Origin of the sequence: Agreia sp. (assembly GCF_964263775.1) — a bacterium.
In the GTDB taxonomy this organism is placed as follows: domain Bacteria; phylum Actinomycetota; class Actinomycetes; order Actinomycetales; family Microbacteriaceae; genus Agreia.
In genome coordinates, this window is sequence record NZ_CAXVWM010000084.1 from 1 (window position 1) to 10,845 (window position 10,845).

The 10,845-nt window shown below is 67.9% G+C and carries 13 protein-coding genes; 5 read left to right on the plus strand and 8 right to left on the minus strand.

The window, feature by feature from the left end; translation table 11 throughout:
• The coding region (locus ACE5CZ_RS06890; protein ID WP_374946593.1) for a hypothetical protein at nucleotides 1–280 on the plus strand (280 nt) is incomplete at its 5' end.
• Between the two features lie 25 nt (nucleotides 281–305).
• Here the strand turns inward: ACE5CZ_RS06890 and ACE5CZ_RS06895 are convergent.
• The gene (locus ACE5CZ_RS06895; protein WP_374946594.1) at nucleotides 306–875 is read right to left on the minus strand and encodes a DM13 domain-containing protein; all 570 of its coding nucleotides are present in this window, start codon (nucleotides 873–875) and stop codon (nucleotides 306–308) included.
• A 73-nt stretch (nucleotides 876–948) separates the two neighbouring features.
• Here ACE5CZ_RS06895 and ACE5CZ_RS06900 point away from each other — a divergent pair, with 73 nt between their 5' ends.
• Nucleotides 949–1,620 (plus strand): HAD hydrolase-like protein, encoded by a 672-nt coding sequence (locus ACE5CZ_RS06900; RefSeq protein ID WP_374946595.1) that lies wholly within the window; start codon nucleotides 949–951, stop codon nucleotides 1,618–1,620.
• Here ACE5CZ_RS06900 and ACE5CZ_RS06905 read toward each other — a convergent pair.
• Entirely contained in the window at nucleotides 1,617–2,546 is a 930-nt protein-coding gene (locus ACE5CZ_RS06905) for a DMT family transporter (protein WP_374946596.1), read from the minus strand. The two genes, ACE5CZ_RS06900 and ACE5CZ_RS06905, sit on opposite strands and share 4 nt — an antisense overlap.
• Between ACE5CZ_RS06905 and ACE5CZ_RS06910 the strand changes: the two genes are divergently transcribed.
• Nucleotides 2,545–3,942, plus strand: a complete 1,398-nt coding sequence (locus ACE5CZ_RS06910) for a PLP-dependent aminotransferase family protein (RefSeq protein WP_374946597.1) — start codon at nucleotides 2,545–2,547, stop codon at nucleotides 3,940–3,942. The genes ACE5CZ_RS06905 and ACE5CZ_RS06910 overlap by 2 nt on opposite strands.
• A gap of 82 nt (nucleotides 3,943–4,024) precedes the next feature.
• Here the strand turns inward: ACE5CZ_RS06910 and ACE5CZ_RS06915 are convergent, their stop codons facing one another.
• Both ACE5CZ_RS06915 and ACE5CZ_RS06920 read right to left on the minus strand, forming a co-directional pair.
• Complete coding sequence (locus ACE5CZ_RS06915; RefSeq protein ID WP_374946598.1) at nucleotides 4,025–4,393, minus strand: hypothetical protein; 369 nt, start codon at nucleotides 4,391–4,393, stop codon at nucleotides 4,025–4,027.
• Between the two features lie 173 nt (nucleotides 4,394–4,566).
• Entirely contained in the window at nucleotides 4,567–5,454 is an 888-nt protein-coding gene (locus tag ACE5CZ_RS06920; protein ID WP_374946599.1) for an aminodeoxychorismate lyase, read from the minus strand.
• A gap of 48 nt (nucleotides 5,455–5,502) precedes the next feature.
• On the opposite strand from ACE5CZ_RS06920, the gene nadE reads away from it, so the two are divergent.
• Together nadE and ACE5CZ_RS06930 are read left to right on the plus strand one after the other, a co-directional pair.
• Nucleotides 5,503–6,324, plus strand: coding sequence for an ammonia-dependent NAD(+) synthetase (nadE, locus tag ACE5CZ_RS06925; RefSeq protein WP_374946600.1), 822 nt, complete (start codon nucleotides 5,503–5,505; stop codon nucleotides 6,322–6,324).
• A gap of 28 nt (nucleotides 6,325–6,352) precedes the next feature.
• A complete protein-coding gene (locus ACE5CZ_RS06930) occupies nucleotides 6,353–6,733 on the plus strand; it encodes a hypothetical protein (RefSeq protein WP_374946601.1) in 381 nt (126 codons plus the stop codon).
• Nucleotides 6,734–6,756: 23 nt separating this feature from the next.
• Here the strand turns inward: ACE5CZ_RS06930 and ACE5CZ_RS06935 are convergent, their stop codons facing one another.
• The 4 genes from ACE5CZ_RS06935 to ACE5CZ_RS06950 form a co-directional block, all read right to left on the minus strand.
• Nucleotides 6,757–7,443, minus strand: coding sequence for a response regulator (locus tag ACE5CZ_RS06935; RefSeq protein ID WP_374946602.1), 687 nt, complete (start codon nucleotides 7,441–7,443; stop codon nucleotides 6,757–6,759).
• Nucleotides 7,440–10,001 carry an ATP-binding protein gene (locus ACE5CZ_RS06940; protein ID WP_374946603.1) on the minus strand — a complete coding sequence of 854 codons (2,562 nt, stop codon included), beginning with the start codon at nucleotides 9,999–10,001 and terminating at the stop codon, nucleotides 7,440–7,442. The genes ACE5CZ_RS06935 and ACE5CZ_RS06940 overlap by 4 nt, the downstream gene beginning before the upstream one ends.
• A 2-nt stretch (nucleotides 10,002–10,003) precedes the next feature.
• Nucleotides 10,004–10,615, minus strand: coding sequence for a potassium-transporting ATPase subunit KdpC (gene kdpC, locus ACE5CZ_RS06945; RefSeq protein WP_374946604.1), 612 nt, complete (start codon nucleotides 10,613–10,615; stop codon nucleotides 10,004–10,006).
• Between the two features lie 29 nt (nucleotides 10,616–10,644).
• Nucleotides 10,645–10,845 (minus strand): hypothetical protein (locus ACE5CZ_RS06950; protein WP_374946605.1); only part of this gene is annotated, 201 nt, incomplete at its 5' end.

The window sequence follows — 10,845 nt, forward strand, 5'->3', positions numbered from 1 at the left end:
GGCTACATGTATGGCAGATGAGGGATATTCGGTCGACAGTCCCTTGTCTGACACGGTGAGCCATCGAGACATCGACGACTCGGGCGCTGCATCTTCTGAGGAAGTCGCAGAAGCTCTTGCCGACATCACCTGCAAGACGAAAACGAAATTTATCGATCGCGTGTCCGCCATCCATGCCGAAATCGCTCAAGCACTGATCACGACTCACGAGACGGAACTCCGAGCGTCACTAGAGTTCAACGAGAATTCGAGGAAGACGGCCCTGGCGATCACAGGCTAGCCGCCACCTGAGAGCGACCGCCCGGTCAACGCAGCTGCGCCGCCCCGAAGCCGACGCTGAACTGCACGCACCAGAGAGAAACACTGCGATAGGCGCTGAGGTCGACATCCGTAGGGATCTCGTACACCTGGTTGCCCTGATTGCCCGTGATGACACCGAGGTCGACGTAGGGGGCACCGCCTGCCAGAAACCAGCCGTCGTAGCCCTCAACGGCATCCGCGGCACTCAGCCAGACATGCACGTCGGGTCCGTTGCTGGTGTCGAGGTTCTCGATCGCGAGCACGCGCGTGCCGTCGGGGTTTTCGATGATCGTGGCCGTGCCCGTTGTCGAATGCTCCTGACTGACGAACGAGCCCGACGAGAGTGCCACCGGCACCGGGTCGGGCGTCGGTTCGGGCGTCGGTGTCGCGGACGCGCCGGGGTCTGAAGTTGCGACGGGCTCCTGGGTCACGGCGGGCTGGGACCTGTGGGTGGTCGGCAGCGCATCGTCGACCCGCACGTCGGTGAACAACAGCCAGGGCTGCAACACGATCAACCCGACAATGAGCGCAGCAGCGGCCACCATGCCACCGGTCACGAGAACTGCCCGCTTCATGGGGGCAGTGTAACGGTGCACGCTGACGTGCAGAGACCCGGATCCCTCGCCGCCGCCCAATAAGATGTCTGCGATGACTAGCCACGCCCCCTCCACACCCTGGTCCACGATCCTGTTCGATCTCGACGGAACCATCACCGACTCAGCCCCGGGCATTCTGAACCGGCTGGCTCGCACGCTTGAGATCCTCGGCCATCCGGTTCCGCCGCCATCCGAGCTGGTGAAGTTCGTGGGCCCGCCCATTCTCGACGGCTTTCGCGCGGTCAGCGATATGGATGCCGAGGGCGCGCAGAAGGCGCTCGTCGTGTACCGCGGGCTCGCGGCATCCGATGGGCCCGAGGGCGACAGTGTCGTGTACCCCGGAATCATCGGGGTGCTGCGTGCCGTGCACGCCGCGGGCATCCCCCTCGCCATCACGACGTCGAAGTCGGAGGTGCAGGCGGTGCGCATTCTGCAGCACCTCGGCATCGCCGACCTCTTCGCCACCATCACCGGATCGAGTGAAGACGAGACGCGCAGCGCGAAGGCCGATGTGGTCGCCGAGGCGCTCGTTCGCCTGCACGCCGCGAACGTCGACCTGTCGAACACGGTTCTCGTGGGCGACCGCCTGCACGACATCGAGGGAGCGGCCGAGCACGGCATTCCCACCATCATGGTCGAGTGGGGCTACGGCTCCCCCGCCGAGGCGGTCGGCGCCATTGGCGTGGTGCACTCGATGGAGCAGTTGCGCGCGCTGCTGGTCTAGCGGAGGCCGGCGGAGGCCACCCGCGCGCGCACCGCCGTCGCCGCGCAGGCGACGACCACCAGGGCACCCAGCCACACCAGCAGGTCGAGGCGTTCACCCACGATGAGCGCCGACCACACGATCGTGAGCACCGGCTGCACGAGCTGGATCTGGCTCACCTGGGCGATCGGCCCGATGGCGAGACCCCGGTACCAGGCGAAGAATCCCAGAAACATGCTCACCAGCGCGAGGTAGCCGAACGCCAGCCAGTGCGGCGCATCTGCCTGCGGCCAGCCGTGGTTCGCCACCGACACCGTCGTCAGGGGGACCATGACCGGCAGCGCCACGACGAGCGCCCAGCAGATCGTCTGCCACGAGCCGAGTTCGCGCGACAGCAGCGCGCCCTCGGCGTAGCCGATCGCGGCGAGAACGACCGCGCCGAGCAGCAGCAGATCGCTCGGGTGCAGTCCGTCGAGGCCTCCGCCCGCCACCGCAATGAACGCGATCACGGCGAGCACGCCGGCGCCCGACGCGATCCAGAAGGCTATGGATGGCCGCTCTGTCGCGCGGATCACCGCCGCAATGGCCGTCGCGGCCGGCAGCAGGCCGATGACCACGGCGCCGTGGGCGGCGGGCACTGTCTGCAGGGCGAAGCTCGTGAGCAGGGGGAAGCCGGCGACGACGCCGGCCGCCACGACGGCGAGGCGCATCCATTGGGCGCCGCGCGGGAGGCGCTGGCGAGTCAGTGCGAGCACCGCGATAGCCAGGACGGCCGCGACCGCCGCGCGGCCCGCTCCGATGAAGAGCGGATCGAGCTGTTCGACGGCGATGCGGGTGAACGGCAGCGTGAAAGAGAACGCGAGCACGCCGAGAAATCCGAAGACGAGGCCGGCCCGAGAGAGTAGCGCTGGTGAAGTCGACGCGATAGCGCTACTCTTACTATTCATGAGCCACGATAGCACTTCACTGATCGAGCGCAACCTCCGTCGGCTCATCGACTCGCGCCCCGCGGGCACCCGACTGCCCTCGACCCGCTCACTCGTCGCCGAACACACCGCCAGCCCCGTCACAGTGCAGCGCGCCGTGCAGCGGCTCGTGGCCGAGGGACTCATCGAGACACGGCCCGGCGCGGGCAGCTTCGTAGCCCGGCCCCGAGCGGTGAAGCAGGCCGATTTCGCGTGGCAGACCACCGCGCTGGGCGAGTCGCGCGTCGACACGTCTGCCGTCGGCACGGCCATGGCGGCGGTCGGTCCATCGGTCATCGCTATGCACTCGGGCTATCCGACAGAGGAGCTGCTGCCCGGCCGTCTCGTTCGCGCGGCCCTCGTGCGCGCCTCGCGCGGCGCATCCGCCCTTGCCCGCGGGCCCGTCGACGGCCTGCCCGAACTGCGCTCGTGGTTCGCCGGCGAGATCGCGCCGGTCGGAGCATCCGCCCCCGCGCCCGTCTCGAGCGACGACGTGATGATCACTCCCGGCGGCCAGAGCGCGCTCGCGTCGATCTTTCGAGCGCTCGCCGTGCACGGCGACGCGATCGTCGTCGAATCTCCCACCTATTGGGGGGCGATTGCGGCGGCCCGGCAGGCGGGGCTGCGAATCATTCCGGTGGCGCGGGGCTCGCACGGCCCGTCGGCATCCGACCTCGACGAGGCGTTCGCCTCGAGCGGTGCTCGGCTGTTCTATGCGCAGCCTCACTTCGCGAATCCCACGGGCGCGCAGTGGAACGCCGACGAGCGCCGCGACATTCTGGCCGTCGTGCGGGCGCGCGGCGCCTATCTCGTCGAAGACGACTGGGCGCACGATTTCGCGATCGAGGGCGAGGTTCTTCCGCTGCTGGCTGAAGATGCCGACGGGCACGTCATCTACATCCGCTCGCTCACCAAGAGCCTCAGCCCTTCGCTGCGCGTCGGCGCCGTCATCGCCCGGGGGCCCGCACTGGCGCGCATCCAGGCCGATCGCACGGTCGACGACCTGTATGTGAGCGGCGTGCTGCAGGCCGCGGCCGTCGATGTGGTTCGTGACCCCGGATGGCGCAGTCACCTCACACGATTGCGGGCGCAGCTGCGCGGTCGCCGCGACGAGCTGGCGCGGCAGGTCGAGACGCGGCTCGGCCCCGATGCGCTGACCTTCCTTCCGCGAGGCGGCCTCAACCTCTGGGTGCGCCTGGCCGACAACGTGGATGTCGCGGGGCTCGTCGAGCGCAGCAAGAACGCGGGTGTGATGGTCGCGCCGGGCTCGGACTGGTTTCCGGCGGAGCCGACGGGGGCGTTCATCCGGCTCAACTATTCGGGCGCGAGGCCCGAGCAGTTCGCCGAGGCGATGGCGACGGTCGCGGCGCAGCTCTGAGCTGACCGAAGCGGCCCGGCACGCACGGATGCCCGGGCCGCGTGTGCGGTCCGGGCATCCGGTCTGTCAGTTCAGCGGCGCACTACGCGTCGCTGGGCTTGCCGTTCTTAAAGCGAGCCTCGCGGGCGGCCTCGTGGGCAGCCCGACCTTCGGCCTGCACCTCGCGCAGCACGGCGACGCGCTCCCGGTACTCGGTCGCGTCGATCTCGCCGCGGGCGAAGCGCTCGGCGAGTACGACCTCGCCGAGGTGTCCGCCCAGCCCACGGCCGCCCCGAAAGCCGCGAGGGCCGAAGTGGCCGCCCCGTCCGGGAAAGCCGGAACCGAAGCCCGGGCCGCCGAAGGGAAAGCCGGGACCGAAGCCGGGGCGCTGTCCGCGGCCGAAGCCGCGTCGATCGGTGTTGTCTGTATTCTCTGTGTCGGGCTCGTGGCCCTCATCGAAGTGGGGAGTCATGTGGTGTTCCGTTCTGGGGTCGGTGCCCCGGAAGGGCGTTCGTGCCGGGCCGGGGTGGCAGCCGTTGTGGCCGATGTAGTAGATACTCCTCCGAACGCCTCCGAATGGAATCCGCCCGCGGGATACACCTCGCGGCCTCCCGCGGGGGTATCTTCGCGAAACCGGGAGTAGGCCTATTCGCGTCGGCCCAGCAGATACGCCGTCAGCCGGGCACTGAGCTCGGCGTCTACCGCGCGCTCCACACCGTCGAGCGTGTTGATCGGGGCGGCCTGTCGCACGCTCGACACCAGCCACAACGCGTCGGCAGAGGCGAGCTCGGCGACCGGGATGACCGCGTACTCCGTTCGCATGCCGATGGAAGCCGCGAAGTCGAAGACGCTCGCCTGGGTCGTTCCGGCGAGGATGCCCTGGTCGGTACGTGGGGTCGCGAGCGTGTCTCCTCGGCGCAGGATGACGTTCGACGTCGGACCCTCGAGCACGTAGCCGTCGCTCGACGTGAAGATCACGTCGTCGGCCTCGCGGCGCTCGGCCTCGCGCAGGGCCGCTCGGTTCACGGCGTACGACAGGGTCTTGGCGCCCTGCAGCAGCCACGGCGACGTCTGGGCGACGTCGTGCTTCAGGCCGCGATCGAGCGTCACGACCCGGATGCCCTCCGTGCGCGCCCTCGTGGAGTCGGCCGCCTCGGCCGCATAGACCCACCCCGTCGAAATTCCCGTTCCCTCGACCCCCCGGGTCATCACCGTCTTCACAGAGAGCTCGGGCACGTCGTCGTGCGCCTCGATCGCGGCGAGCACAGCGCGTCGATACAGCTCGAGGTCGGGTTCTGGCAGGTCGAGGAGATGGGCCGAGTGTGCCAGGCGGGCGAGGTGCGGTTCGAGCGCCTGCGCGCGTCCGTCGCACACGCTGATGGTCTCGAAGATGCCGTCGCCACGGGTCACTCCGAGATCCATCACCGACAGATGCGGCGCCTCGGGATCGACCTGCACGCATCCGGCATCGGCATCGCCGTCGGCATCTTCAGGGACAGCGACTAGAAACAGCACGGGGCGCGACGAACTCATACGAAGCACGGTACCCGCATCCGACCGGCTCGGCGTAGCTTTGTACCCATGCGCGAAGAACAGGCCCGCATCATCGAGGCCCTCACCGTCTTGCCCACCATCGACGCGGCCGCCGAGGTCGAGCGCCGCACGACGTTCCTCGTCGACTACCTCAGGTCGACGGGCGCGAAGGGGCTCGTGCTCGGCATCAGCGGGGGGCAGGACTCGTCGCTCGCGGGGCGACTCTGCCAGCTCGCCGTCGAGCGGCTGAGGGCCGAGGGCGTCGACGCGACGTTCATCGCGGTGCGTCTGCCCTACGGGGTGCAGGCCGACGAAGACGACGCGCAGCTCGCGCTGACTTTCATCAAGCCCGAGCGCGTCATCACCTTCGACGTCAAGGGCGGCGTCGATGGCATCGCCACCGAGTTCGCCGACGCTGTCGGCATCCCCATCACCGACTTCAGCAAGGGCAACGTCAAGGCTCGTGCCCGCATGATCGCGCAGTACGCGATCGCCGGCGACCTCGGGCTGCTCGTGGTCGGCACCGACCACGCCGCCGAAGCGGTCACCGGGTTCTTCACGAAGTTCGGCGACGGCGGCGCAGACGTGCTTCCGCTGTCGGGCCTCACCAAACGCCAGGGCCGCGCCCTGCTCGAGAATCTGGATGCGCCCGAGCGCCTCTACCTCAAGGCCCCGACGGCGGATCTGCTCGACGACGCCCCCGGCCAGACCGACGAGGCGAATCTCGGGCTGACCTACTCCGACATCGACGACTTTCTCGAAGGCAAAGAGATAGACGCCCACGCGGCGGACACCCTCATCGCCCGGTACGCTGCGACCGCGCATAAGCGCGCCTTGCCGGTTGGCCCTGCCGACGCCTGGTGGAGGTAGGTCGATACCCTGCCGGTAAGGTCGAGCCATGGCATCCAGTTACGACTTCTTCATCTCCGGCGACCACAACGCGGCGAAGACCCTCATCGGCGACGCGCTGACGGGCGAGGGCTTCACCATCACCACCAACACCGATGGAGGCTTCCACGCCGTTCGCGGCAGCACGACCGCCACGGTTCTGTGGGGCGGCCTCGCGGGCAAGAAACTGCACATGGCCTTCGACACCCAGTTCTTCGTCGACGAGCAGGGCCAGCTCGTGGCGAGGCTCATCCGCGACCTGGGCGTGAGCGCCCTCAAGGGCGGGGCGATCGGCGCGACGAAGACCGCAAATGCCTTCGAAGCGACGTCGCACGCCGTGGGCACGGCGCTGACGAACGCCGGCGTCCTCACCTCGAGCGTCGCCAACTGAAGCGCTGAGCGACAGGCGAAGAGCTAGAGAACGAATCGATAGCCCATGCCTGCTTCGGTCAGCAGGTGCCGCGGCCGAGCCGGTTCTTTTTCGAGTTTCTTGCGCAACTGAGCCAGATAGACCCGCAGATATCCGGAGTCATTCGTATGGTTCGGCCCCCATACTGCGGTCAGCAGGTCCGCTCGCGTGACGAGCCTTCCCGGGCTTCGCACCAGCGTCTCGAGAATGATCCACTCGGTCGGCGTGAGCCTCACGGTCTCATCGGCGCCGACATCCGATCGCCTGGTGACCTGCTTGGCCGAGAGGTCGATCGTGACATCGCCGAAGGTAACGAGAGCCTCGTCGCCGGCCGTGGGCACGCGCCGCGTCAGGGCACGGATGCGAGCCAGCAACTCGTCGATCGCGAACGGTTTGGTGACGTAGTCGTCTGCACCCGCGTCGAGGGCGAGCACCTTCTCTGCTCCGTCGGTTCGCCCTGACACGACGAGGATCGGCACCTGAGACCAGCCCCGAAGTCCTTCTACGACTTCGATTCCGGTGAGCTTGGGCATTCCGAGATCGAGCATGACCAGATCTGGATGCTGGTCGATCGCCGCGTTGAGGGCCTCGGCTCCGTCGCGGGCCGTCACTACGTCATATCCGCGAGCGCGGAGCGTCACGGAGAGTGCGCGCAGGATCTGCGGGTCGTCATCGGCGATCAAGATCTTCATGACGCCGCCTTCTCTGCCGGCTCGATCATCGGCTCGACCGCCGGCAGCGAGACCACCATCGTGAGCCCGCCGCCGGGGGTGTCCTCGGCCTCGATCGTTCCGCCCATGCCTTCGACGAAGCCCTTCGACAGGGCCAGTCCCAACCCGAGGCCCGTCGAGTTGTCGGTGTCGCCGAGACGTTGAAACGGCACGAAGATCTCATCTCGGCGCTCGCTCGGTACACCCGGACCGCTGTCGACGACACGCAGCTCGACCCGGCCACGGAAGACGCTCGCCGACAGTCGCACTTTCGCGCCGTGCGGCGAGAACCGCACGGCGTTCGAGAGCAGGTTCACCAGAACGCGCTGCAGCAGAACCTCGTCGGCGAGCACGGGCGGCAATTCGCCGTCGTCCATGGCGAGTTCTACTCGGTCCGGGCCGAGCTCCAGCTCATCGAGGGCGGGAACGATGATGTCGTCGACACTGACCGGGTGAATCGAGACCGCCAGCACGCCCGCCTCGACCCGGCTGACATCGAGAAGGTCCGTTACGAGATCGGCGAGGGCGTCGAGGCTCTCCTGGGCCGTATCGAGAAGCTCCGAGCGATCGTCGGAGCTGAGCTGCACCTCGGTCGACCGCAACCCGCTCACCGCGGCAGTCGCTGCTGTGAGGGGGCGACGCAGGTCGTGTCCGACGGCAGCGAGCAGCGCACTGCGCATGCGATCGGCCACAGCGAGCGGGCCGACCTCGCTCGCGGTCGCGGCGAGGTCTCTGTGCTCGAGCGCCTGCTCCATTTGGGCCGCGATGACTCCCAGCAGACGACGTTCGGATGCCGCCAGGTCGGACCCGCAGAGCTCAAGCGTTGCGTGGTCGCCGACAGGGATGGTCGACGCAGCAACAGACGCAGCATCGGGCGACAGGTCGTTCCGATTTGCGCCACGGGCCATGGATGCTGTCCGCAGCGTCGAGACGGCCAGAACACTGCCGTCGCCGGCCCGGAGTCGAACCTCATTCAGCATGAATGCCTCCCGGGTGCGCGCGACAAGAGCCTGCAGCGCATCCTGCCCGCGCAGCACACTTCCGGCGATCGTCGCGAGCAGTTCCGACTCCGCTGCCGCTCGTCGGGCCTGTCGCGACCGCCGCGCGGCCGTGTCGACCACCACGCTCACAAGCACTGCGTTCACGACGTACAGCCCGAGCGCGAGCAGGTGCAGCGGTTCGCCCACCGAGACCGTGTAGAGAGGATCCACGAAGAAGAAGTCGAGCGTGAGGCCCGAGAGCAGCGCGGCGAACAGCGCAGGCCAGATTCCGCCGACGAGTGCAACGAGAACGACCAACAGCTGGAAGGTCAGCACATCCGACGTGATCGACTCATCCGACCTCATGGCGACAAGGAGCCACGTCACCAGTGGTCCGCCCCCGAGTGCGAGCACGAATCCGAGCACACGGCGACGCGCGGTCAGCGATCCACTGAAGCGCGGAAGAGAAAGCCTTCCTCCCGCCGCCGCGTGTGTCACGATGTGCACATCGATGTCACCCGATGCACGGATCACGGTCGCGCCGATACCCGGCCCCGACAACGCGGCGCTGAGGCGGGTGCGCCGGCTCACGCCGATCACGAGCTGCGTCGCGTTCACCCCCCGGGCGTAGTCGACCAGGGCGGCGGGGATGTCGTCGCCGACTACTTGGTGAAACGTTCCGCCGAGCGACTCCACGAGGGAGCGCTGAGCCGCAAGGGCTCCGGGATGCGCGGCCCGCAGGCCATCTTGGCTCGTCACGTGCACGGCCACGAGCGTGCCGCCGGCCGACCGGGCAGCGATTCGTGCTCCGCGCTTCAGCAGGGTCTCGCCCTCCGGCCCACCGGTCAGGGCTACCACGACGCGCTCCCTGGCCTCCCATTTGCTGGCGATGCCATGGTCGGCCCGGTACGACTTGAGGGCCGAATCGACCTCATCGGCCAACCAGAGCAGAGCGAGTTCGCGAAGAGCCGTGAGGTTGCCGAGTCGGAAGTAGTTCGAGAGCGCCGCATCGATGCGCTCCGCCGGATAGACCCGGCCATCGGCGAGCCGGTCGCGCAAAGCCTGGGGAGCGAGGTCGACCACTTCGAGCTGGTCGGCCGCGCGCACGACACGATCGGGCACGGTCTCCTGCTGCCGGGCTCCGGTGATCTGCTCCACGACATCGCCGAGCGACTCGAGGTGCTGGATGTTCACGGTCGTCATCACATCGATGCCGGCATCCAGGAGCGCTTCGACATCGTTCCAACGCTTCGGGTTCTGGGATCCCGGCGCGTTGCTGTGGGCCAGCTCGTCGACGAGGGCGACATCTGGATGCCGCTCGAGCACGGCCCCCAGATCCATCTCGCTGAGCGTCACCCCGCGGTGCGTCACCGAACTCCGGGGCACGACCTCGAGGCCCTCGAGCATCCGGGCCGTCGCCGTGCGCCCGTGGGTCTCGACAACCGCGATTACCACGTCGCGCCCCTCGGCCGCTAGACGCGACCCCTCTTCGAGCATCGTGTAGGTCTTGCCCACACCGGGCGCGGCGCCGAGCAGTACGCGCAGCCGACCGCGTGCCATGATCAGTCGGCCAACGCCGCGAGCGCGAGGTTGAGTTCGAGAACGTTCACGGTCGGATCCCCGAGGATTCCGAGGATGCGACCCTGAATGTGGGTTTCGACGAGGTCTCTAACTTCTGCTTCGGGCAGGTCTCGCGCCTCGGCGACCCGAGGCACCTGGAGGCGTGCGTAGTCAGGACTGATGTGCGGGTCGAGTCCGGAGGCCGACGCCGTCACCGCGTCAGCGGGAACCTCGGACTCTGGCACGCTTTCGAGTTTAGCGACCGCAGCGCGACGATCGCCGATGGCATCAATCAAGTCCTCGTTCTCCGGTCCGTAGTTGCTGCCACTCGAGGCGGCCGCGTCGTACCCGTCGCCGGCGGCAGACGGACGCGACTGGAACCACTCGGGCAGTGCCGCACCGTCGGCATCGGTGAACGATTGGCCGATGAGGTCCGAGCCGACGACCTGGCCATCGGCATCCTGCGCCAGCTGGCCATTCGCCTGCGCCGGCATCGCCAGCTGGCCGATGCCCGTGATGACCGCCGCGTACCCGACGCCGAGCACGATGGTGAAGACCACCATGGCGCGAAGCGCCACCCAGTACGGCCGGCCGTTGCGTGAACGTGAACTCATTCTCATGCTTCTTTCTTAATTGAGAAGATCTAGAATCCGGGGATCAAGCTGACCACGAGGTCGATCAGCTTGATACCGATGAACGGCGCGACGACGCCGCCGACGCCGTAGACCAGCAGGTTGCGGCCCAGAATGCGCGAGGCGGATAGCGCGCGGTACTTCACCCCGCGCAGGGCGAGCGGCACGAGCACCACGATGATGATCGCGTTGAAGATGATCGCCGACAGGAT

Excerpts from the sequence above, each read along its gene's own strand:
- ACE5CZ_RS06895 (WP_374946594.1), bottom strand. The coding sequence starts at position 875 with ATGAAGCGGGCAGTTCTCGTGACCGGTGGCATGGTGGCCGCTGCTGCG.
- ACE5CZ_RS06900 (WP_374946595.1), top strand. The coding sequence starts at position 949 with ATGACTAGCCACGCCCCCTCCACACCCTGGTCCACGATCCTGTTCGAT.
- ACE5CZ_RS06910 (WP_374946597.1), top strand. The coding sequence starts at position 2,545 with ATGAGCCACGATAGCACTTCACTGATCGAGCGCAACCTCCGTCGGCTC.
- ACE5CZ_RS06905 (WP_374946596.1), bottom strand. The coding sequence starts at position 2,546 with ATGAATAGTAAGAGTAGCGCTATCGCGTCGACTTCACCAGCGCTACTC.
- ACE5CZ_RS06915 (WP_374946598.1), bottom strand. The coding sequence starts at position 4,393 with ATGACTCCCCACTTCGATGAGGGCCACGAGCCCGACACAGAGAATACA.
- ACE5CZ_RS06920 (WP_374946599.1), bottom strand. The coding sequence starts at position 5,454 with ATGAGTTCGTCGCGCCCCGTGCTGTTTCTAGTCGCTGTCCCTGAAGAT.
- nadE (WP_374946600.1), top strand. The coding sequence starts at position 5,503 with ATGCGCGAAGAACAGGCCCGCATCATCGAGGCCCTCACCGTCTTGCCC.
- ACE5CZ_RS06930 (WP_374946601.1), top strand. The coding sequence starts at position 6,353 with ATGGCATCCAGTTACGACTTCTTCATCTCCGGCGACCACAACGCGGCG.
- ACE5CZ_RS06935 (WP_374946602.1), bottom strand. The coding sequence starts at position 7,443 with ATGAAGATCTTGATCGCCGATGACGACCCGCAGATCCTGCGCGCACTC.
- ACE5CZ_RS06940 (WP_374946603.1), bottom strand. The coding sequence starts at position 10,001 with ATGGCACGCGGTCGGCTGCGCGTACTGCTCGGCGCCGCGCCCGGTGTG.
- kdpC (WP_374946604.1), bottom strand. The coding sequence starts at position 10,615 with ATGAGTTCACGTTCACGCAACGGCCGGCCGTACTGGGTGGCGCTTCGC.